23 protein-coding genes and 1 CRISPR repeat array are annotated in these 25,102 nt (G+C 37.9%); of the genes, 8 read left to right on the top strand and 15 right to left on the bottom strand.

Features of this window, described 5'->3' with window-relative positions; all coding sequences use genetic code 11:
• The 8 genes from GYY69_RS04415 to gatA form a co-directional block, all read right to left on the bottom strand.
• Positions 1-185 (bottom strand): hypothetical protein (locus GYY69_RS04415; protein WP_174796578.1); only part of this gene is annotated, 185 nt, incomplete at its 3' end.
• 755 nt (positions 186-940) lie between these two features.
• Positions 941-1,795 (bottom strand): tagatose bisphosphate family class II aldolase, encoded by an 855-nt coding sequence (locus GYY69_RS04410; RefSeq protein ID WP_174796577.1) that lies wholly within the window; start codon positions 1,793-1,795, stop codon positions 941-943.
• Positions 1,796-1,816: 21 nt separating this feature from the next.
• Complete coding sequence (locus GYY69_RS04405; protein ID WP_174796576.1) at positions 1,817-2,761, bottom strand: hexose kinase; 945 nt, start codon at positions 2,759-2,761, stop codon at positions 1,817-1,819.
• Between the two features lie 181 nt (positions 2,762-2,942).
• Positions 2,943-3,716, bottom strand: coding sequence for a DeoR/GlpR family DNA-binding transcription regulator (locus GYY69_RS04400; RefSeq protein WP_174796575.1), 774 nt, complete (start codon positions 3,714-3,716; stop codon positions 2,943-2,945).
• Between the two features lie 94 nt (positions 3,717-3,810).
• A complete protein-coding gene (locus GYY69_RS04395) occupies positions 3,811-4,854 on the bottom strand; it encodes an alcohol dehydrogenase catalytic domain-containing protein (RefSeq protein WP_174796574.1) in 1,044 nt (347 codons plus the stop codon).
• Between the two features lie 101 nt (positions 4,855-4,955).
• Positions 4,956-6,338: a PTS galactitol transporter subunit IIC gene (locus tag GYY69_RS04390; protein WP_174796573.1), complete on the bottom strand. Its 1,383-nt coding sequence runs from the start codon at positions 6,336-6,338 to the stop codon at positions 4,956-4,958.
• A gap of 4 nt (positions 6,339-6,342) precedes the next feature.
• Positions 6,343-6,627 carry a PTS galactitol transporter subunit IIB gene (gene gatB, locus GYY69_RS04385; protein WP_091348475.1) on the bottom strand — a complete coding sequence of 95 codons (285 nt, stop codon included), beginning with the start codon at positions 6,625-6,627 and terminating at the stop codon, positions 6,343-6,345.
• Positions 6,628-6,642: 15 nt separating this feature from the next.
• Positions 6,643-7,095 carry a PTS galactitol transporter subunit IIA gene (gene gatA, locus GYY69_RS04380; protein ID WP_174796572.1) on the bottom strand — a complete coding sequence of 151 codons (453 nt, stop codon included), beginning with the start codon at positions 7,093-7,095 and terminating at the stop codon, positions 6,643-6,645.
• 292 nt (positions 7,096-7,387) lie between these two features.
• On the opposite strand from gatA, the gene gntK reads away from it, so the two are divergent.
• Positions 7,388-7,915, top strand: coding sequence for a gluconokinase (gene gntK, locus GYY69_RS04375; protein WP_174796571.1), 528 nt, complete (start codon positions 7,388-7,390; stop codon positions 7,913-7,915).
• A 42-nt stretch (positions 7,916-7,957) separates the two neighbouring features.
• Entirely contained in the window at positions 7,958-9,763 is a 1,806-nt protein-coding gene (gene edd / locus GYY69_RS04370; RefSeq protein WP_174796570.1) for a phosphogluconate dehydratase, read from the top strand.
• Positions 9,764-9,825: 62 nt separating this feature from the next.
• Here the strand turns inward: edd and GYY69_RS04365 are convergent, their stop codons facing one another.
• The gene (locus tag GYY69_RS04365) at positions 9,826-11,604 is read right to left on the bottom strand and encodes a thiamine pyrophosphate-dependent enzyme (RefSeq protein ID WP_174796569.1); all 1,779 of its coding nucleotides are present in this window, start codon (positions 11,602-11,604) and stop codon (positions 9,826-9,828) included.
• A 219-nt stretch (positions 11,605-11,823) separates the two neighbouring features.
• Here GYY69_RS04365 and GYY69_RS04360 point away from each other — a divergent pair, with 219 nt between their 5' ends.
• Positions 11,824-13,731, top strand: a complete 1,908-nt coding sequence (locus GYY69_RS04360) for an SLC13 family permease (RefSeq protein ID WP_202984946.1) — start codon at positions 11,824-11,826, stop codon at positions 13,729-13,731.
• 387 nt (positions 13,732-14,118) lie between these two features.
• Here GYY69_RS04360 and GYY69_RS04355 read toward each other — a convergent pair whose 3' ends face one another.
• The 3 genes from GYY69_RS04355 to GYY69_RS04345 form a co-directional block, all read right to left on the bottom strand.
• Entirely contained in the window at positions 14,119-15,708 is a 1,590-nt protein-coding gene (locus tag GYY69_RS04355; RefSeq protein WP_174796568.1) for a hypothetical protein, read from the bottom strand.
• Between the two features lie 661 nt (positions 15,709-16,369).
• Positions 16,370-16,639: a CRISPR direct-repeat array (repeat unit 29 nt; unit sequence ATTTCTAAACCGCCTATGCGGCGTTAAAG).
• Positions 16,640-17,417: 778 nt separating this feature from the next.
• Positions 17,418-17,699, bottom strand: a complete 282-nt coding sequence (locus GYY69_RS04350) for a hypothetical protein (RefSeq protein ID WP_174796567.1) — start codon at positions 17,697-17,699, stop codon at positions 17,418-17,420.
• The gene (locus GYY69_RS04345; RefSeq protein ID WP_174796566.1) at positions 17,693-17,872 is read right to left on the bottom strand and encodes a hypothetical protein; all 180 of its coding nucleotides are present in this window, start codon (positions 17,870-17,872) and stop codon (positions 17,693-17,695) included. Before GYY69_RS04345 ends, GYY69_RS04350 begins: the two co-directional genes overlap by 7 nt.
• 892 nt (positions 17,873-18,764) lie before the next feature.
• Between GYY69_RS04345 and fmt the strand changes: the two genes are divergently transcribed.
• The gene (gene fmt / locus GYY69_RS04340) at positions 18,765-19,727 is read left to right on the top strand and encodes a methionyl-tRNA formyltransferase (RefSeq protein ID WP_174796565.1); all 963 of its coding nucleotides are present in this window, start codon (positions 18,765-18,767) and stop codon (positions 19,725-19,727) included.
• A gap of 43 nt (positions 19,728-19,770) precedes the next feature.
• Here the strand turns inward: fmt and tehB are convergent, their stop codons facing one another.
• Positions 19,771-20,631: an SAM-dependent methyltransferase TehB gene (tehB, locus tag GYY69_RS04335; protein ID WP_174796564.1), complete on the bottom strand. Its 861-nt coding sequence runs from the start codon at positions 20,629-20,631 to the stop codon at positions 19,771-19,773.
• Between the two features lie 193 nt (positions 20,632-20,824).
• Between tehB and fabI the strand changes: the two genes are divergently transcribed.
• The 4 genes from fabI (at position 20,825) to GYY69_RS04315 (ending at position 23,498) form a co-directional block, all read left to right on the top strand.
• Entirely contained in the window at positions 20,825-21,613 is a 789-nt protein-coding gene (fabI, locus tag GYY69_RS04330) for an enoyl-ACP reductase FabI (protein WP_174796563.1), read from the top strand.
• A gap of 204 nt (positions 21,614-21,817) precedes the next feature.
• Positions 21,818-22,393, top strand: a complete 576-nt coding sequence (slyD, locus tag GYY69_RS04325; RefSeq protein WP_174796562.1) for a peptidylprolyl isomerase — start codon at positions 21,818-21,820, stop codon at positions 22,391-22,393.
• A 173-nt stretch (positions 22,394-22,566) separates the two neighbouring features.
• Positions 22,567-23,235 (top strand): RadC family protein, encoded by a 669-nt coding sequence (gene radC / locus GYY69_RS04320; protein WP_174796561.1) that lies wholly within the window; start codon positions 22,567-22,569, stop codon positions 23,233-23,235.
• Between the two features lie 59 nt (positions 23,236-23,294).
• A complete protein-coding gene (locus tag GYY69_RS04315; RefSeq protein WP_085247156.1) occupies positions 23,295-23,498 on the top strand; it encodes a SlyX family protein in 204 nt (67 codons plus the stop codon).
• Positions 23,499-23,689: 191 nt separating this feature from the next.
• Here GYY69_RS04315 and rplQ read toward each other — a convergent pair whose 3' ends face one another.
• Both rplQ and GYY69_RS04305 read right to left on the bottom strand, forming a co-directional pair.
• Positions 23,690-24,076 (bottom strand): 50S ribosomal protein L17, encoded by a 387-nt coding sequence (gene rplQ / locus GYY69_RS04310; protein ID WP_034884211.1) that lies wholly within the window; start codon positions 24,074-24,076, stop codon positions 23,690-23,692.
• Between the two features lie 29 nt (positions 24,077-24,105).
• Entirely contained in the window at positions 24,106-25,095 is a 990-nt protein-coding gene (locus GYY69_RS04305; protein ID WP_034911133.1) for a DNA-directed RNA polymerase subunit alpha, read from the bottom strand.
• Between the last annotated feature and the right edge of the window lie 7 nt (positions 25,096-25,102).

The following is a 25,102-nucleotide window of genomic DNA, read 5'->3' as shown; positions in this document are numbered from 1 at the left end:
CGATTTGCGCTGGTAAAATCAATGTAATATTGCCAAGGTTGATTTAACTGCTCTTTGCCTTCGAGTGATAAGACCGAAATATCTGTTGTCATCTCAAGTCCATCTATCGAAAGCGAGTAACGATTCAACGGGGTGGTTCTGGCAAGTGAATCAAGATGACTGGCTAATTGATCTATTATTCCCATAGCTTAGTCCTTGTTTTATATTTATAATTTTGGTTATCTAAAATAAATCATAAGGTAATCTACACCATTAAAATACGTATTTTTTTTAAACAGTCAAGAGTTTTTTTATGCCATTAATAGAATGAGTTACTCAATTAAGTAATAGATTTAAACGGTAATTTGTCGTGTTAATATGACGTATTAACCCTTTTAGATAAAAATATAAAATTTGGGGTAAAAATTGATATACACCATTTATTTACAAGAAAAATAAATATAGCTTATGGCAAGTATCACAACTAAATGGGATACAAAAGAAGTCTTAATTTATCGCGAAACGGTATAGACTCCTGAATATTTTTTACAAAAAATAGCGCCTAAAAAGCAAACAGATGAGTAAATACCCGATAGTGTGCATACAATTCACCTAGAAAATGACGCTATCTGTTTCCGTGTTTTATATTCAATGGGGGCAGGTTATTTAATGTTTAATGAGGCCTTTTGGTGCAATCAATGGCTGGATGACTGCTCATAAAGCGGTTAGCCAAATCGGTGACGGTGGTTTTTCTTTATAATATAGGCGCGATATCACCTGTTTGGGATACTGGGTTATGTCTATGCATTACAATCGTTTTTTAAATTACGCTAAACAACGCAAGTCATGCCTACAAATACTTAAATTTCTGTTACTTAACACATTTTAACCAGCAGCGATCAACTGCTGGTAATGAATTGTACGTTCCTAATAATTTAAAACAACGCCTTGATCTTTCATATTATAATTTACCTGCACTACCGCAAATACGAATTTTATCTTCAACAATTTTTTTCATGGCGGCTTTTGCTGGCTGCATATAGTGCCTTGGATCGTTGGCGTCAGGATGGAGTTTAAAATCTTGTTTTAAAGCATCTGAAAAGGCAATTTTTAATTCGGTTGCCACATTCACTTTACAAATGCCCAAAGAAATCGATTGTTTAACCATTTGTTCGGGAATGCCCGATGCACCATGTAAGACCAAAGGAATATCAACTTTAGCGCGAATTTTTGCTAAACGATCAAAATCCAGTTTTGGCTCGCCTTTATATAAGCCATGTGCTGAACCGATTGCCACCGCTAAAGAGTCAATCCGAGTTCGTTCAACATATTCTTTAGCGGCATCGGGATCGGTAAAAGCGCTGTCTTTATCATCGACAATAAGATCATCTTCTTGCCCGCCTAATCGACCTAGTTCGGCTTCAACACTGGCATTATATTTATGACTAAAAGCAACCATTTTACTAACTATGTCAATGTTTTCTTCAAAGGGGTGATGCGAAGCATCAATCATAATCGATCTAATTCCTGCCTCTATTTTTGTTTGAATATCACTGATATCTTCATGATGATCCAAATGTAACGCAAAAGGAAAATGATGAATGCTTGCTGCTGTTTCACAAATACTGATTAAATACTGTATTCCTGCGTAACTATAAGTTGCTGGCGTTGCTGCAAGTATCACGGGGGATTGCATCTGTTTAGCGGTATCAATAACAACTTGGATGGTTTCAAGGTTGTGTATATTAAATGCGGGCACAGCATAACATTCACGTTGAGCTTTTTTTAACATCTCTTGACTAGAAATAAGATACATAATTTAATCCTCATTAATCTGTTATTTTGCAATGATTTTGGTGACTTTAACGTGTTGATAATACTTGTCATAATTATCCATATTGACAAAACCGGTTTGCGATTCCATTGCATTTAGCATTCCCATAGTCATCGCACGTTTAAGCATTACCTCTACAGCTTCATTTTCATGAATGCTAACAGCAAGGCCAGCTAACGTAACATCACCCGATCCAACAGGATTAACCACGTTAATTTTAGGAATTGAAACTTGGTAATAGTTGTGATGACAACGAGCAAAAGCGCCGTTTTTACCTAATGAGATGATGATAAAAGCAATATCATTTAGTAAAGGATGATTAACGGCTTTAACTAATGAAGTTACATCATTTGGATCGATATCCATTTGAATAATCTGCTGTAGTTCATCTTTATTGGGTTTGATTAAAAAAGGTTTATTTTTAGATATGAGCGTTTCTAATAACATCTTACCGGATGAGTCTAGCAATACAGGGATCTGATACCTATTTGCCTTTTCAATTAGTTGAGTATAAAAACCGACTGGAAATCCTTGTGGCAATGACCCTGAAATAGCAATAACCTGCGCTTGGCTAAGCAAATTTTGGTAGTGTTCCAGAAAAACATTGACATCATGATTATCTAATACTGGCCCTGACTCTAGAATTTCAGTTTGATTTCCCTCATGTAAAATGGCAATACAGTTTCTTGATTCATGTTGGGTGATATAAAAGTTGTAATTAATATTATCGTTATCTAATTGTTTTTGAATATACTCGCCCGTTGTTCCACCTATAATGCCTGATGCAAGAACAGGAATACCTGAGTATTTAATGCCTCGAGTTACATTAAGCCCTTTACCTCCTGCTGTTTTTTTTACCTCTGAGACTCGATTAATATCATTAATCGCTAATTTATTTAATGGATACGATATATCCACCGAAGGGTTCATCGTAATTGTTAATATCATATTCTCTCCTACGCATTGATATCGTTGGGAGAAATAACAAGCTTAAATGATCACTACCATTAAATCGACTTGGCTAGAAGCAAAAATTTTTATCGTTTAGGGGATCGAACCTAAACGAGTAATGGTTTTTAATATTTATGACCAATTAAGATATAAAAACACACGAGTGTAAGCACAAATATTAAACCGCTATTAATTTAATACCCTTTGCCACAAATTCTTGTTTACAGCTACTGTCAACATCAGTATCAGTAATAATGGTATCAAGTTGGCTAAGTGGTAACACAACATTAATCCCATTACGACCAAATTTTGATGAATCGAGCACGGCAATCACATTTTTGGCGACATTAGCCATAACACTGCTGATAGTGTAACCTTCGTTAAACGTTGTTATTCCTCTTTTTGCATCAATTCCATCTGCACCAACAAACAAAATATCAGCAGAGATGCCAGTTAACGATTGCTCAGCAATTTTTCCATGAAAAGAACGCGTTTTATGTCTAAGTGTACCACCACACATAAATAGCATAATGTCACTATTGTCTGATAATATAAATGCAGAAGTAAGACTATTGGTAATCACAGTAATATGCTTCAATTTTACGAGTTCTTCAGCTATCAACATGGTAGTACTACCACTATCTAAAATAATAGTGTCACCTTCTTTAACATGTTTAACCGCTTCAATTGCAATACGTTTTTTAGCTTCTATAAATCGCTGATAACGTTCTTCTAATTGCAGTTCTTTAAATGATTTTAAGTCACCGTTATTTATGATTTTGGTTGCTCCGCCATGAAATCGTGTTAGCACTCCTTGTTTTTCTAGCAATCTCAGATCGGTTCTGGTTGTGACCTCCGAAACATTGAACTGTTCCGACAAATCAGAAACTAACACCGTTCCTTTCATATTAAGAAGTTCTACTATCTGTTGGCGTCTTTCACTTGCATTCATACTATTTCCTTTTTCGAAAATTTTTTAGCAGTGTATAACAAACAGAATCAAAAGATAAGGTTTCATTTTCAATGGCTGACTTAAATCAAAATAATTACATGCAATTTAATAAAATTTTGCCATTCATAGGGCGACCATTTAAGGCAGTCACTTGTTTAATAAATGAATCAAAGTCACCCATGCCAGCAATCAGCTCATCAAGTTTAATTTTTCCATCTATAAAGTACTGACTTACTAGTTGCCACTCTTTACCTGGCCATGGCGCTGAATAGTTCATCCAACTGCCTAAAATTTGTAACTCTTTTCGTAAAATAAGTCCGAATGTTTTTTCTGGAAGTGTAATATCATGATGAAGTGTACCCACCAAGGCTATCTTCGCTCTAGGGCCTGCAATTGCAATGGCTAAGTTAACCGTAACGGGTGAACCCGCCGTTTCTAATACAATTTGATCAAAGCGTGATGAAGATAAAGCTTGGTAAATCGCGTCGGCGCTAAGATCTTGAGAATGATATACCGCATCAGCGCCTAATTGTTTAGCTAGATCGAGGCGCTGCTGGTTAATATCAATAACCGCAACTGATTTTGCCCCCATTGCCTTGGCACATTGCATAGCAAGTAATCCGATTGTGCCACCGCCAACGATGACAACATTTTTGCCCTCACATCCATCAGCCAATAACAAAGCATGCATACCAACGGTCATCGGTTCAAAAAAGGCACCCTCAAGTGGACTGATACCTTTAGGTAATTTAAATGCATTTTTCTTATCTAATACAATATAATCTGCAAAGCCACCGGCTATCCTTGAGCCCACAAAAGTGTAATTTTTACAGAGTGAATAGTAATGCTTTTGACATTCATCACATGTGAAGCATGGCAATAATGGTACGCAACAGATTAAATCACCATTGTCAAACTCAGTCACGCCATGCCCCGTATCCACAACTGTGCCACTAAATTCATGACCAAGTGTAATCGGGTAAAAATGAGCACCATGGTGAAATATACGCGGAATATCTGAACCACATAATCCACAATAAGCCACTTTAACTAAAATTTGATCTGGAGATGTTATTTTGGGCATTTCTATATTTTGTATAGATAAAGCTCCCCCTTCGTTGACAACAACCGCTTTCATGTTATTTTCCTTTATTGGTAAACAAATTACGTTGATGTATTGCTTTCACTCGTTACTGAGTGAAAGCATTCTGATTGATTTTGGTGATGACTGTTTTGGGATTATTTTATTACTCCATCTTCTTGAGCTAATGATTGATTTTTTAGAAATAACTGGTATTTTTGGGCACGTTTCCATGTCAAAAATAAGCAGAAAAGGTAAAACAATCCAATAAGGGCAAAACCAATAGGTTGTTTCAAGTTGACCAACTGAACCATAAGATAAGTAATGGGTGACCCACCTTGATCCATTGCCCCAACCGAAACACCATTATTCGTAGTCATCGTGCCTGCATTAATGGCTAGTTGAGTAGTCAATGGAACCATTTGGGTGGCAATCCAAAGTGTAATGGCGATAATAATAGAGCCTGAAACAATGATCCTAAACAGATTCCCTTGATGCACCGCAACCCCCATTGCAATAAAAAAGCCAATAGTTGCCAGATCACCAAAAGGTAAAACTTCATTACCAGGTAGGATGATGGCGATAAAAATACTTAATGGAATAAAAATTAAACTCGCCGATACCACCGTTGAATGCCCTAATAACAGTGCGGGATCTAAACCAATAAGAAAATCTTGCCCACCAAATTTGGATTGCAAGTGTTTACGTGCTTGTTTAGAGATCGGTGTTAATCCATCCATAATAGGTTTAATTACCCGTGGCATTAATAACATTACCGCTGCAGTTTGAATCGCTAGTTGTAGCGTTTCTTTCACACCATACCCTGCTAATAAACCTAATATGATGCCCATAAATAAGCCAACAGTAACCGGCTCACCAAACGCACCAAACCGTTTTTGCATATCAACAGCATTAAAATTAATCTTATTAATGCCTGGTGTTTTTTCAATGACAGCATCAACAAAAACAGAAATTGGGCCACAATATGCAGACGTACCATGAGGAACCGCAATACCGTCAAGCTCAAAAAAATCTTTGGTATCTTTGGCAAACCAATCACCCAGTTTATAAGCAATAATGGCATGAACAATAACCCCTGCAATACCAAGCCAGTAAGAACCGGTTGCAATGTAAACAAGCGCGCCGGTAAAGGTCATGTGCCATATATTCCAAATATCCACATTAACCACGCGAGTTAACCTTAAAACTAACATAACAATATTCACTGCAATTGCGATAGGAATGGCAACTAAAGCAATTTGTGATGCCCAAGTCATAGGTGCTGCCCCCGGCCAACCGACATCAATAACATTTAGGCTAATATCAAATCGCTCGGCCATCGCTTGAGCTGCTGGCCCAACCGAGCTGGTTAACAAGCCAACAACTAGACCTATACCAACAAACCCTATCCCTATATGAATCCCCGCTTTTAATGCATCACCTACTTTCATTCTTAGCACTAACGAAAATAGGATAATCACAATGGGTAACATCACCGATGGACCAAGATCCAAAATGTACTGCATTATTTCAGTAAACATAGATTTATCCTTTTAAAATAGATAAAATTTTTTCTTTTAACTGGTCGATACCCACGCCAGATACAAAAGGCATGCCATGAACAATTGGAATATCGCCAAAATGCTGATCCATTCTGGCTGTAGTACAAATCAAATCAACATCATCAATAAACGTATTAATTTCGTTAATACGGCATTGAATAAGGTCAAGTTGAATATTATTTTCGCTACATAACTCTTTTATCTCTTCGGCAGCCAAAGTTGATGTTGCAACCGCCCCTCCACAAGCAACAATAATCTTTTTTTTCATAATGCCTCCTGAAACTTATTGATTAAATATCACGTTATTAAAACGCACCGCTATTTCATTTTGCGGAGCATTTAATAAAAATTGATAGAAGTCTTCATTTTGTAAATTTGAAAAAAGTGCTTTTAATAGTTCAATTTGATCTTCTGGCGCAGTAACAACAAGTGAAATAATCAGTGAAACATCAACGGTGCTGTCATCATCGGCTCGATTAAAAGCAACCGGTGTTTGAGTCCGAATAATAAAGATTGCCGGTGTATTAGCATGCGTTGCTTCACAATGCGGAATCGCCACAGCATACCCATCAAAAGCAATACCTGTTGGAAATAATGCTTCCCGTTCAATTAAAGCTTGCAAATGGCTTTCTTTGACAATCCCCTTTTGTTGTAATTGCTCGCTAATATAAGTTAATGCCTCTAATTCATTGTCAAATTTAAGATTGTCTTCGAAAAGAAGCTGACATTTATTCATCATTGTTCTCCACTATTGTTTTTTTATGTAAGTTTTTAAATTATGACTTTCGAAAACAAAAACCATATCGAAAGATTATTTTCTTTCGAATTAAAAAGCAAATGAGATTTTTTATTTTTGTGATCGAAATCTATTTTTCACTGTAAAGATCAACAAATAAATCACTGACTCTCTATTTAAGAATTAAATAAAATCTGATCCAGATCACAAAAGATACTTTTTTAGATTGCAAAAAAAGATGAACGTGTAAAAATGTTACCCGTAACAAGCAAAGGTATACAAAGGATCAATAATGACTAAAAAAAATAAACAAGTTTTTGTATTAATGGGTGTATCGGGGTGCGGCAAATCAGCGGTTGCCAAACAAGTAGCGTACAACCTAGAGGCTGCTTTTTTAGATGGCGATTTTTTACATCCAAAGACCAATATTCTAAAAATGCGTAGCGGTACACCATTAAACGATGAAGACCGAATGCCTTGGCTTAATTTAATCAGTAATGCTGCATTTGCAATGAGTAATGTCAATGATGTTTCAATTATTATCTGTTCGGCATTAAAGCGAAAATATCGAGATATTATTCGTGGTGAAAACGAAAACATACATTTTATTTATTTAAAAGGTAGCTATGATGTCATTGCTGAACGTCTGGCGAAACGCAAAGGTCACTTCCAAAAAACCGGTATGCTTCAATCGCAATTTGATACGCTTGAAGAACCAACCGCCGATGAGAAAGATGTTTACAACATCAACATTGAACAATCATTAAACGAGGTTGTGCACGATACTGAACAAGTAATACGCGCAATATGCCATTGCTAAAAAAACAATAAAAAAACGATACAATTGAAAGAAGAGGTTAATGTGAATCCGACTGTCCAAGCTGTAACCCAACGTATTATTGAGCGTTCTAAGGTTTCGCGTGCTGCTTATTTACAAAAAATAGAACATGCTATGAGTAAACAAGTAACGCGATCTAGTTTGCCATGTAGCAATTTAGCGCATGGTTTTGCTGCTTGTTGTACTGATGACAAAAAGGATCTAAAAAATATCTTAAAAAGTAACATTGGTATTATTAGTTCTTACAACGATATGCTTTCAGCGCACAAGCCTTACGAATTTTATCCGGAACAAATTCGCAAAGTATTGCACGAAGTGGGCGCCGTTGGGCAAATGGCGGGGGGTGTGCCAGCTATGTGCGATGGTGTGACACAAGGCGAACCGGGAATGGAACTGTCATTAATGAGCCGCGATGTAATTGCGATGTCGGTTGCAGTTGGCCTTTCACATAATATGTTTGATGGTGCGCTATATCTTGGCATATGCGATAAAATCGTGCCCGGATTATTTGTTGGTGCATTAACATTTGGCCACTTACCGGCTATTTTTGTGCCAGCAGGCCCGATGCCATCGGGATTATCCAATAAAGAAAAAGTGCGTATCCGTCAACTTTACTCAGAAGGTAAAGCTTCGCGTGAAGATTTACTGGAGTCAGAATCCGCCTCTTACCACACCAGCGGGACTTGTACTTTTTATGGTACAGCCAATAGTAACCAGATGGTGATTGAATTAATGGGATTACATTTGCCTGGTGCGGCTTTTGTTCATCCTGAAACCGCATTACGTTTTGAATTAACTAATGCCGCCGCTAAACAGATTACTCGCCTCACCAACCAATCAGGGAATTATATGCCAGTTGGTAAAATGGTCGACGAAAAAGTGATTGTCAATGGTTTAGTTGCACTGCTTGCAACAGGTGGTTCAACAAATTTAACCATGCATATTGTTGCCATGGCGAAAGCTGCCGGCATTATTATCAATTGGGATGATATTTCAGACTTATCAACCGTTGTGCCTTTACTTTGTCGAATCTATCCAAATGGTCCTGCTGATATTAACTACTTCCAAGCCGCTGGTGGCACATCTTTATTGGTTCGAGAATTATTAGCTGGTGGTTTATTGCATGAAGATGTTGAAACTGTGGTTGGACGTGGACTTAGCCGTTATACGCAAGAACCAATTTTAGAAAATGGCAAACTCATTTTCCGCGAAGGCCCAACAAAATCATTAGATGAAAGTGTCATTGCCTCAATCAAAAAACCGTTTAATTCACATGGTGGATTAAAAGTGATGTCAGGCAACCTTGGCCGTGCCATTATGAAAACCTCTGCGGTAGCACCAGAACATCAAATTATCGAAGCGCCAGCTGTCATCTTTAATAGCCAATATGATTTAGATGCTGAATATAAAGCAGGTAAATTAGATAAAGACTGTGTGGTGGTTGTGCGTTATCAAGGGCCAAAAGCAATCGGCATGCCAGAGTTACATAAACTTATAACGCCACTAGGTGTACTACAAGATAAAGGCTATAAAGTTGCCTTGTTAACTGACGGTCGATTATCGGGAGCATCTGGTAAAGTCCCAGCAGCCATTCATGTTACCCCTGAAGCTTATGATGGTGGCTTATTAAGTAAAGTCCAAGAAGGTGATATGATTCGAGTTAATGGTCAAACAGGCGAAATAACATTATTAGTCGACGAAGCCGAACTGGCTAAACGTCAACCTTATCCTTTCGATTTGACCGAGTCACATCATGGCTATGGTCGCGAACTGTTCACCGTTATTCGTGAAAATCTAACTTCCGCAGAAGAAGGCGCTGTTAGCTTCTAATTCTAGTCTTCTGCCGCATAGGCGGCAGAAGACTTTAAAACTGATATAAAACACCTTCCTTTTCAAAAAATATTGATCAATTCTTTTGTGTGATCAATGCAGACGCTGGGCTGGGCTGGGTTATTTTTTATAAAATTATCCACCAATAAATTTACGACATCACCAATCTTTCCATTTAATGACGCTTTGACACCATAAAGCGCCATTCCCATCACTTGCGAGGCATGGATTTCAGGCGGCATCACTAGCTCGTTCGCACTGGTTTTAACATCTAATAACGCAGGGCCAGGATGCGCTAAAAAGGATTGCATCGCCGCTTCAAGCATCTGTGAATCATCAACGCTTATAGAAAACATGCCCATAGCTTCTGCAACTTTTGCAAAATTAGGATTTTGTAAATCGGTATAGTGATCCACCAAACCCTCGACTTTTTGCTCTAATTCGACAAAGTTAAGTGAACCATTATTCAGTACAATAACTTTGATTGGCAACTTTTCTTGAATTGTCGTTAATAAATCCCCCAATAACATACTGATACCACCATCACCCGATAAAGTAATAACTTGACGATTAGGGAAGGCCTTTTGCACGCCCAATGCTTGTGGCATTGCATTTGCCATAGTGCCATGTTTTAAACTAATTACTGTGCGCCTTTTTCCATTAGTATTAAAGTGCCTACACGCCCAAACCATAGCAGAACCAACATCGGCACAGAGCACGGCATCTTCTGTTGCATATTGGTCAACAAGTTCAGTTAAATATTGGGGATGAATAGTCGAGCGAGAAGAAACAGTTTTTTTATTCAATTTACACATTGATTTAGTATATAAATTTTGACACAACTCTAAAAAAGTCGCATCTTGCTTATCATCGACTAACGATAGTAGTACCGCTATAGTCGGCTTACTACTACCAACCACGCCTAGATCTACAGGGTGTCGTCGACCAAGATGAGTTGCATCAATATCAACTTGAATAATCTTGGCGTTATTAGGATAAAATTGTGACCATGCAAAATCAGCTCCTAACATTAAAAGCACATCACACTCTTTTATTGCAGTTGTTCCTGACGCCATGCCAAACATTCCCGTCATACCGACATTATAAGGATTATCATATTCAACAAAATCCTTTGCTCTCGAAGTATGTACAATCGGTGATTTTAATTTGTTTGCTAAAGCAATAAGTTCATCATGAGCTTCACAAACACCTTGGCCGGCAAAAATAGTCACTTTATGACTTTCATTTAAGAGGCGGGCGATTTCGGCAAGTTCTTTATCTGATGGGCGAATAACAGGATGCGGATGATAAATTTTATGACCACTATTATCTTCAACTTTCTCTAAACTGATATTATAGGGTATGACTAAAACAGCAACACCTCGTTGATTAATTGCGGCTTGAATGGCAGCAGTCGTAATTTGCCTTACCTGAGTTGGATCATTGATTTGCCGACAAAATACAGAACAATTTTTATATAGCGTTTCAAAATCAACCTCTTGCGGAAAGTCAGTGCCTTGTTGTGCAGTACCGAGCTGACTTGCTAACAAAATAACAGGAACACGATTACGTTGTGCTTCATAAATACCATTAATAAAATGTAAACTGCCTGGCCCACAAGATCCAGCACAAGCCGTAATTTGGTCTGTTAAATAAGCTTCAGCCCCTGCTGCAAAAGCCCCCACTTCTTCATGACGAACATGAACCCACTCAATATCACTTTTTTTAATAGCTGAAGAGATCTGATTTAACGTATCTCCCACAATACCATAACAATGCTTAACCCCAGCCTCAGCTAAAACATCAACGATAATTTGTGCAACTGTTTTTTTTGATGACATATAATCTCCTAAAAGGTTCTTTGAATGTATTCGCCCATTTGTATAAATTACACCCACATTTTAATAACGCGAATAGGATTTAACATAAACAGCAATAAATGCTAAAAACAGAGCCATTGTGATGATGTTGCACAACAAAGTTTAAGGCAACATATTCCCTATTGTAATAAATCAAGTTATTATGTCGAAAATCTTATTGAAATAATAGAGTCATATCCCGTGGAACAATCGTCATCTGGACATAGTTTAATGTCGTCGATTACTGCTTTTTTGCCTGATTATTTAAGCCAACATTTTCCTTTTATTATCGTCTGTTTATTGTTATTTATCGCCATTTTACTATTTTCATTTAGTAAGTTGAGAATGGACATTATTGCCTTACTCACCATTACAGCTATCACCATTAGTGGCGTGTTAACACCATCAGAGGCATTAGCTGGCTTTAGTGATCCCAATATCATCTTAATTGCTTTATTATTTATTATTGGGGAAAGCTTAGTTAGAACCGGCATATCGTACAAAATGAGCGAATATATCCTTAAAATAGCTGGCAAAAACGATATTTGTATTATTATCTATATCATGTTAGGCGCTGCATTACTCGGCTCAGTGATGAGTTCAACAGGAGTAGTTGCCATCTTCATCCCTGTTGCCATTAGTATTGCGAATCACACAGGTATTCACGTTAAAAAATTAATGATGCCACTTTGTATTGCCGCTTTAATTAGTGGCATGATGACTTTAGTTGCAACCGCACCAAACCTTGTTGTTAACAGTGAACTCAATCATTTTAAATTAAACGAGTTTGGTTTTTTTTCAATTACACCAATTGGTTTAGGAGTTTTAGTTGTTGGGGTCATCTATTGTGTGTTAACACGCAATTGGTTGCTCACAGCTGAACAAGTCACCCCAACTAACACCCAACCGCAAAGACGAAAAATTACCGATTTAATCCGTGACTATAAATTAATTGGCCGTGCCCACCGTGCACAAATATTAGCGGGATCGCCTTTTGTTGGTCGCACAATTGATGGCTTGCATTTGCGTAGTGAACATGGCGTAAATGTTATTGGTATTGAACGTTGGCGCAAATTTCACAAAGTATTAATTCCCGTTAATGGTTCAACTGAGTTTCGTGAAAATGATATTTTACTACTGGATATGTCACACTCCGAGGCAGATTATCGCACCTTTTTAACCACCAATAACCTTGAACCCAAAGTTTTACGCGGTGAGTATTTTTCAGAACAAGTAAAACAAGTCGGTATGACCGAAGTCGCCCTACTGCCCGAATCCACACTATGTGGAAAAACACTCAATGAAATTAATTTTAGAGGAAAATATTTCCTAACAGTAATTGGCATTTGGCGTAATCATGCCCCCGTTGAAACAAACAACTTATTCCAAGAACGGTTACAAATGAGCGATACACTATTGGTTTGTGGTGACTGGGGATCAATACAAAAATTACAAACGCGAACCAGTGATTTTGTGGTATTAGACTATCCATCGGATATTGATGATATCGCACCAGCAAGTTCACAAGCGCCGCTGGCGTTAATTAACCTAGCGATTATGATTACGTTAATGGTGACCGGCATTGTGCCCAATGTGGTTGCTGCGTTAATTGCCTGCTTATTAATGGGCGCGACACGCTGTATTGATATGACCAATGCCTATAAATCCATACACTGGCCAACCTTAATTTTAATTATCGGTATGATGCCTTTTGCCCTCGCTCTCAATAAAACGGGCGGGATTTCGCTTATATCTGCTTGGCTTGAAGTTCACCTGCGTTCTTTTGGCCCTTATATGGTACTAACCTTTATTTTCTTATTATGCTCAACGATTGGATTATTTATATCCAATACCGCAACCGCCATTTTAATTGCACCAATCGCCATTGATTTAGCACTAAAATTTGGGTATTCGCCCTACCCATTTGCCATGACGGTAGCCATTGCCACATCCGCATCATTTATTACCCCTGTATCATCACCAATTAAAACCATGGTGGTTGCACCAGGTGGATATAGTTTTGGGGATTTTGTCAAAATTGGCGTGCCGTTAACCTTTTTGGTTATGGCGGTAGATATTGCTTTAGTACCAGTGTTTTTTCCGTTTTAGTATTTAGAGAGTTTGTTTAAAAGCTGTCAAATAAAAATTTAATAAAATAAACCGATTTCCTTACTGATTTTTGGCGGGCTATAAAGCCTTTTTTATTTGATGGTTAGAATGGATTATGTGCAGTGGTTTTGAACGATTGTAGTTTGGATGTTTAAAATAACTACAGTGACCACGAATTTAAACCGCAACAGCGTAATCCATTAGGGCAGCCAACCACGCTTTCGACGTCATCGGGCGGGGGGAGAGGCGCTTTTTTAACTTTCCGTCATTAAAGCCAAAGCTCGCAGTCCTTGCCTGCCCAGCGCCCCAACTACGCAGGGGCGCTGTTCTTTGTTAGATTATCCTCTTATTTGTACCATAATTGCCCCCGCCGCCTAAGGACTAATGCTAAGGTGCTGTGCAAACAGCACGATCCATGTAGGATTTGCTATCGCTATAGAAGTAGACCTTGCCATTGTACGCGCTGACATTGCTGATAGGGCTTGGTGTGTCGCCTGCCCAGTAGAAGGTGACGACGAAGCCCCCATCGACGTAATTGTGCATAAGGCCCCACTCAGTGAAAAAACCAGCACCTATGTGACGCTGGTAATAATTACCACCTGAGGATGGTGTGGTGCCATCTATGTCATTTACACATGGGAACAAACTATTATCTACACCACACTTCGCATTAGTCAAATCATTGACCTTAGCAAGACGATAACCCAAACGACTACACCAAGATATATGATTAGACGCAGTATCCATTTGATTCCTTCTATTGACAAACCACTGCCTCAACACAAATCCATACTTCACCTCATTACCATGACTATCCCTACCCACCAACTCAAAGGTCTGTGGCAAAGAGGGGCGAGTCAGCCGACTAGGATTAGCTGACTGTATCTGAGTGCTATCCGCCCTAGGACCCGTTAACGTTACCCGTGTTACATTCTTGGATTTATCAATAATCCAGCTATCGGCTTGTGTTGTACCTCCATTTGGGAGTGGGAATGAACCAGAATGCGGCCTTGTCCAGCTCACTGTTGCAGTTATTCCACCACGCGTGACTGGATACCACGTCAACTGACTCTCATCAACCCCTTCTATGAGTAAATCAAAATACAATCCATCTGCACCCGTAGTAGGAAAATTACGATTGTAAGATGACGGATTGGTTGACTGAACTAAAAAACCCTTCCTCCGGTTCCAAATGCTAGATGGGCCAGCGTAATCAAGATTGTCGCCATAGAAATTAGAGCCAAATTTCAAATTCGGCCTTGCGTAACAAACTTTAGGCTGTTGTGAATTCAGGTTGATATAATACACCACCGAACTACCACTAAAAGTACTGCTATTCGGCACACCATACTGGGTAATTAAACGTCCTCCTTCACTACTTAATGTTACCTTATAAGGCGCATTACATATATCTAATGCATCACTACGACTTACTGTATTACCATTCTTATCAGTAAAACTCACCGATATACTTCCTGATGCCATTACACCATTGGTCCCCTCTCCATCTCCATCAGCATCTCCCCAATAATGATAGGTGTTCACTAAATCATTTAAACTTACTGAAGTTGCCCCCGACGGCACCACCATGTGTATATCATTAAAAGTATTTCCATCAGCTAACCTTATCGGATTTGTCGAACTTGATATATTTGTTGACGGCGTGATTACTCGACCATCCTGCAACTTAATAGACAATAACATGTCAGTATTTGTTGCCTTAGTCTGTCCCCCATCAAACGTTAAATACGGCGCACTACCCTGAATCCCTTGGCTAGTATGCGCTGTTAATGCCTGTGAGCTGAGCGAACACGGCAATGATAACAAAGACACCCATGCCAATGGGATTTTTGTAATTAATTCTGTAGATAATTTTGATGATATAAACGAGGGAAAGATAAAAAACCGTCTAACGCGGTGATTTGATAAATTTAAGACATAGGTTTGCCATGTCTGTTGTCCATAATTATACTTCATAACATCCTGTATGTTAATTAACACATTGTTTTACTATACTTTTTTATGTCGTTATCCTATAAAATAAGATAACTTAATTTTCACCGTCAAAATTATAATGTTAAAAAAAAAGCTTGGCTAGTTTTTTAGGTTTTTTTGTAAAGAAATATAAAGGAAAAGACATATTAAGCTTTGGAGAAAGCTTTAAGAGATTGAAATTTTGTTTTTGTTAAAAAAGAAAAAACAAAATCAAATCAATGATGTAAATATTTTTTTATAATTTTCGGGTTTGAGTGGCAGTGTTTGGTTACAATTTGCTTGATTGAATTTCGGACGTTTTGAGCTGTTGGTGGAATAAATAGCGACAGTGACAACATCCGAGCTAGGGAGTTGTAGCCAATCCCCTACCCCCCGATCTAGTTGCAAAATATGACCGACTTATATTTACTCGTATCATCCATGAAACTAGCCTGTTTGATGTCATATTCACTTTGCTCAGATGACTAAATTTATTCTAGACAAATTTGTGTTTCTGACAAAGCGCAAACACGCCAAACACCTTTGTTTGGCGTGCTAACTTCGCTTAGTTGTCGGCGCATTCTGATACCGAAATAAGATAAACAAAATAACCTCTTATTTTTGGAAGGGATTATTGTTCTTATAATTATCGAGTTAATTTTATATGAATTAAACGCCTATGCGGCGTTAAAGTGATTCCATCTTTTTCGTTATTTTAACTCCTATTTCTAAACCGCCTATGCGGCGTTAAAGCAAGCTAACGAAATAATTTGGTTTAAATTTGATTTCTAAACCGCCTATGCGGCGTTAAAGGGTTGCATATTCTAGATTAGGTCGTGTTCGTATTTCTAAACCGCCTATGCGGCGTTAAAGTTTAAATTTCGGTCACCCAGATTTCCGCGGAATTTTCTAAACCGCCTATGCGGCGTTAAAGTAGAACTTAAGATTCTATAAATCTTGCTGTATAAAGATAAACAACAATTTTAGTTTTGAAAACCCTTTTTTTGAGCTGTTTTTCAATGTTTTGATTTTATTGAATTTTAAATTGCCGATAAAAAAAGGGTTCTGAGGGTTTTAAAGTCAAAACAAACCCAATAAAATAAAATCAATATTTTTACTAACCTATCTTTGAATAGCACTTAGGTTGTTTTTTTATGAAAAAAGTATCCAAATAAAAAACACAGACCATTCCACCACCCAAAGTCTATTTTGTTTGTTTTGTTCCGGCGTCAGAATATGTCGAAAATGGAATGGGGTTAATGCACCAAACAGGGATATTTGGCGTAACTGTGTTTATCAGAAACAAATCATAGCTGGAATGTTAAAACCGAACACAGACGGACAAATTTTTCTCGAAAAATTATGAACATCTCAGCAAAACGAAGATGGCTTTGAAGAAACAAGTATCAGGATGATACAAATCGCTTAGCCGTAGTCCACATTCTGCTACCAAACGCAAGATTGCTTATACTTAGTTAGTGCCATCAGTTCGACCCGCACGCCAAAGATTAAGAACTAACTATTAGACTAAGGAGCGGTGCAAACACCGTAATTGCTAGAGAAGCAGAACAAATAAATGTCACCGTTGTCCGCACCCACATCAAACTGACAGTTACTATTCCTCGTCGTGTCACTTGTCCAGTAGTTTTGGAAGACGAAATCTGCACCAGTGTAATGATGCATAAAGCCCCACTCCGTAAACAATCCAGCACCTATTTGACGCTGATAATGATTACCACTTGATGGTGCGTTGTGTCAATGGATCCTTGGCAATGCAAATCTGAGCCAAGACCAGAACAAATTGCATTAGTCAGGTCCTTGACCTGTGGCACACGATAACCCAAACGACTACACCAAGTTACCATATCAGGATAGTAATATAATTCAGCTCCTCGGTTCAAAAACCATTTCTGTAGGACAAATCCATATTTCACTATCTCTTTACCCTCTCTATCTCTACCCACTAACTCAAAGGTCTGCGGTAACCTTAGCACGGTAATTTGATTAGGGTAGGGATCACCCCATTGAGCTCTTGCCCTAGACCTGTTAACGTCACACAAAACTCGACATAGCCTTCGTCATTACATTCTGTTTTTCGCGTCACTGTGGCAGTAATTCCCTCATGCGTAACTGGCGCTCCCCATGTCAATTCACTTGCTTCTCCCATTATGATGAAATCAAAATATAATCCATCAGCCCCGTAGTTGGAAAATTAAGCACGTATGATGCTGGATCCGTTGATTGAACTAGGAATCCATAATCGGGGTTCCATATGTCAGCGAGACCCGCGAAGTGATCCCCGCCGAAATCAAGATTAGGTCTTACGGATTTGAGGATCCCCCCCTATTGAGACGATAGCAGTATTATAGCATCACTACGATTACCCCCTCGACCACTTTTACCCGTTAATGCCAGCGAATTCCATGAAAAAGACAATAATAACACAGCCAATGCCAACAAGATTTTTCGAGATAATTTTGATGATAATTTGAAAGATAATTTCGAGGATATACACGAAGTAAGAGCTAAAACCCGTCTAAGGTGTCCATTCGATAAGTTTAAGACATATGCCAGTGCTGGTGTTTAAAATGACAAAGTATTATGATTTACCCGCAAAGCAAATTTATATTTATTTTAACTTTTTTACATACTTATTAAATAAGCAAAATCTTCAACTAGTTAAAGTATAACCGTTTAAAAAGTTGTATGATTTAGTGTAGCTAATCCAATTTTTATATAGATTTATTAAGATTAGCCGGTTAAACGATTAGGTAAAACTTTAATGGGCCGAACTTGTTGTTTTTTTATCAAAAATGACAATCAAATAAAATTATAATAATCAATGTGATAAATAAGTTTTTTTAATAGTCTAGAGCTTTTGGTTCAGCTAATTTGGGCACAGTTAGGTTTCAGGCGTTGTCACCGTCGTTAATTATTTCTCCAAAAGGCCAAAACGTCTGAAACCCTGCCGTGTCTCAAAACTGACTTATTTTGATTAAAGATTCTCACTAAAATTTCAGGTATAATCCCTATAATTTTTCGATATGGACATAATACTTATGCCACATGCAACTAAACCATTAAATATCATTTTTGCAGGAACACCTGATTTTGCAGCTACCCATTTAAAATCGCTTATTGATGCGAAGCATAATGTGATAGCGGTTTTTACTCAGCCAGATCGTCCTGCCGGTCGTGGTAATAAATTAACTGCAAGCCCTGTTAAACAATTAGCGATTGAAAATAGCCTGCCGGTTTATCAACCGGTAACCCTCAAAAAAGAAGAAAATCAAAAAATCATTGCTGAACTTAATGCTGACATTATGATAGTTGTTGCTTATGGCTTAATTTTGCCACAAGCTGTGCTTGATATGCCTAAGCTGGGTTGTTTAAATGTACATGGTTCATTACTACCGCACTGGCGTGGCGCAGCACCGATTCAGCGTGCTTGCTGGGCAGGAGATCAAGAAACGGGCATTACCATTATGCAGATGGATGCAGGGCTTGATACAGGCGATATGCTTTATAAGCTTACCTGCCCAATTGAGCCAGCCGATACTAGCGCATCGCTGTATGAAAAACTAGCAAAGCTTGGTCCGCAAGGCTTGCTTGATACATTAGCGTTAATCAGTGAAGGGAAAATCCAACCAGAAAAGCAAGATGAAGCGAAAGTTACCTATGCCGAAAAGCTTTCAAAACAAGAAGCCAAACTTGATTGGAATTTATCTGCCGAGCAACTCGAACGTTGTGTTCGCGCTTTTAACCCATGGCCGGTTAGCTATTTTGTCGTTAATGGCGAACCGGTTAAGGTATGGCAAGCTCAAGTCGTTGAAATTGATTCAAAACAGCCTGCTGGCACGATTTTGCAAGCAGACAAAAACGGCATTTGCATCGCAACAAGCAAAGGGGCATTAAATATGACAAAGCTCCAACCAGCGGGTAAAAAACCAATGTCAGCACAAGATTTATTAAATTCTCGTCAGTCTTGGTTTGTTGTTGGTGAAAAGCTCAGTATGGATTAAGTATCCAAACTACAATATTACAGGATATTTAATCCTGTAATATTTATCGTTTTCTCGCTAACAGTGTTGCAAATCTCAATTTTATACGATTACCATGAATATCAGTTTTATGTAATTGACCAATATTTTCATTGTATTTTAGAATTTCCCAATCTTGATAATAATTGAGTAATTCTTGTTCTTTAAATGTGAATGAAAATCCCACAGAACAAGGATAATCAGCCGTTGACATTGCACAGACGATAAGATTATAACCGCCACGTTTGGTGATAGCCTGCATATTATGAATAATATCTGGGATTTTATCTGGTTGTAAAAACATCATCACAACCGTTGAGATAATAAAATCGTATTCACCTTTTAAGTTGGCTTGGTTAATATCATAGAAAGAAGCATTGATATGGTTTAGATTATCATTATGAATAATCTGCTGTAAATTATTAATACTCTGTTCCGATTTATCAACAGCGTTGACTTCAAAACCTAATAATTGCAAATAAAGCGAATTACGGCCAGAGCCACAACCAAGATCTAATACTTTACCTTTAGGGATAAATTGACAAGCTGACACCACTTCAGAATGTGTTTTAGTCATCTGGTACTTTTTATGAGTATAGTCCTCAGGCTGACAATAAAACGCCAACTGGCACTGTAGATCATCTGATACCTTGGCAATACGGTACCACTGCAACGGTGATATGAATGGTGGCTGATGCAACATATCATAATGGTATTGACTTTTGATCTCACCTTGCTCAGTTAATATCTCACAATCTAAACAACCCGCAATAATGTGTAACTTTGCCCATGTGCCCTCTTGGGTATGGTGTTTTTCACAAAATACTTGTGGTAATTTTTTAGCATCCCAAACGGGTAACGTTTTATAATTAACTAAATTTTCCAAAATAATATCATCCTTAAAATAGTTCAATAGTTGACTATTATAGTCAATTATTAAACGTCTAAACAACTTGACTGACACCAGATAAAATAATAACAAATCGCGAAATATAAATTTATTGTAGCGAAGTTGGCTTGATCAACATATAATCTTCATCATCCTAGACTATATAGTGAAAACATTAGAGGAACAATTTATGGGATTTTTAACAGGCAAACGTATACTTGTTACGGGTGTTGCAAGTAACCGTTCTATTGCTTACGGTATTGCACAATCTATGCATCGTGAGGGTGCTGAACTCGCTTTTACTTACCAAAACGATAAATTAAAAGGTCGTGTTGAGGAGTTTGCCGCTGATTTTGGTTCAAAAATCGTTCTACCTTGCGATGTTGCACATGATGAAAGCATCACAGAACTATTTACTGAACTTGCAAAAACATGGGATAAATTCGACGGTTTTGTCCACGCTATCGCTTTCGCACCTGGTGATCAATTAGATGGTGATTATGTTAATGCTGTGACTCGTGAAGGGTTTTCAATTGCTCATGATATCAGCTCTTACAGCTTTGTAGCCATGGCTAAAGCATGCCGATCAATGTTAAACCCAGGATCTGCATTGGTTACGCTTTCTTACCTTGGCGCTGAACGTGCAATTCCTAACTATAATGTGATGGGGCTTGCTAAAGCATCACTCGAAGCCAATGTACGCTATATGGCAAATGCCATGGGACCAGAAGGTGTACGTGTGAATGCCATTTCAGCTGGACCAATTCGTACACTTGCCGCATCAGGCATTAAAGATTTCAAAAAGATGTTATCGCACTGTGAATCAGTAACCCCAATTCGTCGCACAGTGACTACTGAAGATGTCGGCAATTCAGCAGCATTTTTATGTTCTGATTTAGCATCAGGCATTACCGGTGAAGTAATTCACGTCGACGGCGGATTTAGTATCGCAGCAATGAATGAGTTAGAACTTAAATAAGTAATCCTTATTATATATAAAAAAGGCGCTAAACCATTAATGGTTGCGCCTTTTTAATTATATTTAATATCAAATTACTATCTTAGTTACTTATATTATTCTTTTCGTAAGTTTTGAACAAAAACATAAAATTTAGAATACATATACTGTTTTTTCCGTTAAAATCTATGCCAATTTGCACGGTAACAGTTTGTTGGAGAAAAAATGAAAATAGCAAAAAATACAGTAGTGAGTATGGCGTATCAAGTGCGTACTACAGACGGCGTCTTAGTTGACGAAGCAACCGCTGCTGCACCACTTGAATATCTACAAGGTGCTGGTAATCTATTACAAGATCTTGAAAAAGCGCTAGAAGGTCATCAAGTTGGTGATAAATTTGACGTTGAAATAATTAATGCCTATGGCGATTTTAACGATGCACTTGTACAAAATGTTCCTCGTGATGTGTTTGTCGGTGTTGATGAACTTGAAGTGGGCATGCGCTTTTTTGCTGATACTGATCAGGGTTCTTTACCAGTTGAAATTACCGCTATTGATGGCGATAACGTTACCATTGATGGCAATCACATGCTTGCTGGGCAAGATCTAAAATTTAATATTGAAATATTAGCTATCCGTGAGGCAACAGAAGATGAAATCGCTCATGGTCATATTCATGGTGAGCATGGACATGATCACGGACATGGTGGTTGTGGCTGTGGTGGTCATGCTCATGAAGACGAAGATGATGAAAGCACTGGGTGCTGTGGCGGTGGTCATGGAGGATGTGGTTGTCACTAATCCACCTATTAAAATGAAATTATAAAAGGCGCTGTATAGCGCTTTTTATTTGCCATCTATTAAATTTTACTTAATAAGTTGTGAAATAACTCCCAATATTTTACATTACAATTTTACCTTGCTAATTTTTCCTATAATAATCTGAATTTTACAATTATTGGAACCTAACAATTATGCCTTCACAATCAGTTGCATTAATGCCACGTGAAAAGCTTTTGAAATTTGGGGTTGAAACACTCAGTGATGCAGAATTACTGGCTCTTTTTTTACGCACTGGCACACGTAATTTACCGGTTTTAGAGTTATCGCAAAAATTATTAAATGAGTTTGGTTCAGTTTATCATCTAATAAATGCAAGCCATAATGATTTTTGCCAAAAAAAAGGATTAGGTACAGCCAAATACACACAATTAAAAGCGGTTGTTGAACTTTCACATCGATATTTAAAAGTTAAAATGACCAAAGAAAATTCGCTTACCTCACCAACTCTAACACATCACTATTTAGCGAGTCGATTAGCGAATAAAGATCAAGAAGTTTTTATGGTGATTTTTTTAGATAATCAAAATCATGTGATTTATTCAGAAGAGATGTTTATCGGTACCTATAATTGTGTAGAAGTTCATCCACGCGAAATAGCAAGGCGAGCATTACAACATAATGCAGCAGCATTAATTTTAGCGCATAATCACCCTTCAGGAGTGTCAGAACCAAGTCAAGCTGATCGTATTCTTACCCAAAAAATCGAACAAGTATGTGACTTAATTGATATTCGAATCGTTGATCATATCGTGATCGGAAAAGGTGAGTACGTCTCTTTTGCTGAACGCGGATGGATTTAATCGCTATTTTTACTTACAATGTAGTTTATTATCTAATAACTTATACATGAACATATTTTATGAATAAACAACTAGAACTACTTGAAACTAAAGTTGCCTTTCAAGAAGTCACCATTGAAGAGTTAAACCAAATGGTGACACACCTTCAGGCAGACATTAGTAAATTAAAAGAACAATTAACGTTATTGTCCCAAAAACTGCAAGCTACTCAGCCATCAAATATTGCAAATTTATCTGAAGAAACACCACCACCGCATTATTAATGCTGCTTATACAGTAAATCGTTGTCATTTGGAAATTTATCTACCAAATCATTAATATCTTGGATACCATTTAGTAGATAGCAATCCCTTAATAAGTTTAACGAACTGTAAAATCAGGTAGTGACGATCAATCTAAATTAGAAAATAAAAAACCGGCATATAGCCGGTTTTAATACACAATGATTTAATAATTATTCAGCTGCTGCTTCTGCTTCTACTGCAGGGCGGTCAACTAATTCAATATAAGCCATTGGAGCATTATCTCCATCACGGAAACCACATTTTAAAATACGTACATAACCACCAGGACGGGTAGCAAAACGTGGACCTAAATCTGAAAATAATTTTTTAACTGTATCTTTATCACGGATACGAGCAAAAGCCAGACGGCGATTAGCTACGCTATCGCTTTTGGCTAGCGTAATTAACGGTTCAACAACACGACGCAACTCTTTTGCTTTAGGCAATGTAGTTTTGATGATTTCATGTTCAACAAGTGAACTAGTCATGTTACGAAACATTGCTTGACGATGGCTGCTATTTCGGTTCAGTTGACGACCACTTTTACGATGGCGCATAACTTTATCCTTCTTATATAAATTTTATCTTAGTCTTCAACAATACTTGCTGGTGGCCAGTTCTCAAGACGCATGCCTAAAGATAAACCACGAGATGCGAGTACATCCTTAATTTCAGTAAGCGATTTCTTACCAAGATTAGGGGTTTTAAGTAACTCAACTTCGGTACGTTGCACTAAATCACCAATATAATGAACTGCTTCTGCTTTTAAGCAATTAGCAGACCGAACAGTTAATTCCAAATCATCTACTGGACGTAAAAGGATTGGATCAAACTCCGGTTTATCTTCTTTCACTTCAGGTTGACGCACATCACGTAAATCAACGAAAGCTTCAAGTTGTTCAGCCAAAATAGTTGATGCACGACGAATAGATTCCTCAGGATCGATAGTACCATTGGTTTCCATATCGATAACAAGTTTATCTAAGTCCGTACGTTGTTCCACACGAGCAGCATCAACAGAATAAGCAATACGCTCGACAGGACTATAACATGCATCAACTAACAGACGACCAATTGGTCGCTCTTCATCTTCTGACTTAACGCGAGCAGAAGCAGGGACATAACCACGTCCTCGTTGTACACGAATACGCATACTAATTGAAGCATTGGCATCAGTAAGATGACAAATTACTAAATCAGGATTAACAATTTCAACATCACCATCATGAGTGATGTCAGATGCGGTTACGGCACCAATACCTGATTTGTTTAAAGTCAGCATCACATCATCTTTAGTATGTACTCGTACAGCTAATTTTTTTAAATTAAGCAAAATATCAAGCACATCTTCTTGAACACCTTCTTTAGTACTGTACTCATGCAGAACACCGTCAATTTCAACTTCGGTTACTGCATATCCCGGCATAGATGATAATAAAATGCGGCGCAGTGCATTACCTAAAGTGTGACCAAAACCACGTTCAAGTGGCTCTAAAGTCACTTTAGCATGTGTTTGGCTGTATTGAACAACATCAACTAGGTGAGGTTTTAAAAACTCTGTTACAGAACCCTGCATTATGTCC

The sequence above is a fragment of the Gilliamella sp. ESL0250 genome, assembly GCF_013345045.1.
GTDB lineage: Bacteria > Pseudomonadota > Gammaproteobacteria > Enterobacterales > Orbaceae > Gilliamella > Gilliamella apicola_H.
Note: the sequence above shows the minus strand (reverse complement) of the source record. Positions and strands in the feature narration are given on the sequence as shown.

What these genes read in the sequence shown, in the direction of transcription:
- GYY69_RS04410 (WP_174796577.1), bottom strand. Translation starts at nt 1,795, where the DNA reads ATGTATCTTATTTCTAGTCAAGAGATGTTAAAAAAAGCTCAACGTGAA.
- GYY69_RS04405 (WP_174796576.1), bottom strand. Translation starts at nt 2,761, where the DNA reads ATGATATTAACAATTACGATGAACCCTTCGGTGGATATATCGTATCCA.
- GYY69_RS04400 (WP_174796575.1), bottom strand. Translation starts at nt 3,716, where the DNA reads ATGAATGCAAGTGAAAGACGCCAACAGATAGTAGAACTTCTTAATATG.
- GYY69_RS04395 (WP_174796574.1), bottom strand. Translation starts at nt 4,854, where the DNA reads ATGAAAGCGGTTGTTGTCAACGAAGGGGGAGCTTTATCTATACAAAAT.
- GYY69_RS04390 (WP_174796573.1), bottom strand. Translation starts at nt 6,338, where the DNA reads ATGTTTACTGAAATAATGCAGTACATTTTGGATCTTGGTCCATCGGTG.
- gatB (WP_091348475.1), bottom strand. Translation starts at nt 6,627, where the DNA reads ATGAAAAAAAAGATTATTGTTGCTTGTGGAGGGGCGGTTGCAACATCA.
- gatA (WP_174796572.1), bottom strand. Translation starts at nt 7,095, where the DNA reads ATGAATAAATGTCAGCTTCTTTTCGAAGACAATCTTAAATTTGACAAT.
- gntK (WP_174796571.1), top strand. Translation starts at nt 7,388, where the DNA reads ATGACTAAAAAAAATAAACAAGTTTTTGTATTAATGGGTGTATCGGGG.
- GYY69_RS04365 (WP_174796569.1), bottom strand. Translation starts at nt 11,604, where the DNA reads ATGTCATCAAAAAAAACAGTTGCACAAATTATCGTTGATGTTTTAGCT.
- GYY69_RS04355 (WP_174796568.1), bottom strand. Translation starts at nt 15,708, where the DNA reads ATGAAGTATAATTATGGACAACAGACATGGCAAACCTATGTCTTAAAT.
- GYY69_RS04345 (WP_174796566.1), bottom strand. Translation starts at nt 17,872, where the DNA reads ATGGGAGAAGCAAGTGAATTGACATGGGGAGCGCCAGTTACGCATGAG.
- fmt (WP_174796565.1), top strand. Translation starts at nt 18,765, where the DNA reads ATGCCACATGCAACTAAACCATTAAATATCATTTTTGCAGGAACACCT.
- fabI (WP_174796563.1), top strand. Translation starts at nt 20,825, where the DNA reads ATGGGATTTTTAACAGGCAAACGTATACTTGTTACGGGTGTTGCAAGT.
- slyD (WP_174796562.1), top strand. Translation starts at nt 21,818, where the DNA reads ATGAAAATAGCAAAAAATACAGTAGTGAGTATGGCGTATCAAGTGCGT.
- radC (WP_174796561.1), top strand. Translation starts at nt 22,567, where the DNA reads ATGCCTTCACAATCAGTTGCATTAATGCCACGTGAAAAGCTTTTGAAA.
- GYY69_RS04315 (WP_085247156.1), top strand. Translation starts at nt 23,295, where the DNA reads ATGAATAAACAACTAGAACTACTTGAAACTAAAGTTGCCTTTCAAGAA.
- rplQ (WP_034884211.1), bottom strand. Translation starts at nt 24,076, where the DNA reads ATGCGCCATCGTAAAAGTGGTCGTCAACTGAACCGAAATAGCAGCCAT.
- GYY69_RS04305 (WP_034911133.1), bottom strand. Translation starts at nt 25,095, where the DNA reads ATGCAGGGTTCTGTAACAGAGTTTTTAAAACCTCACCTAGTTGATGTT.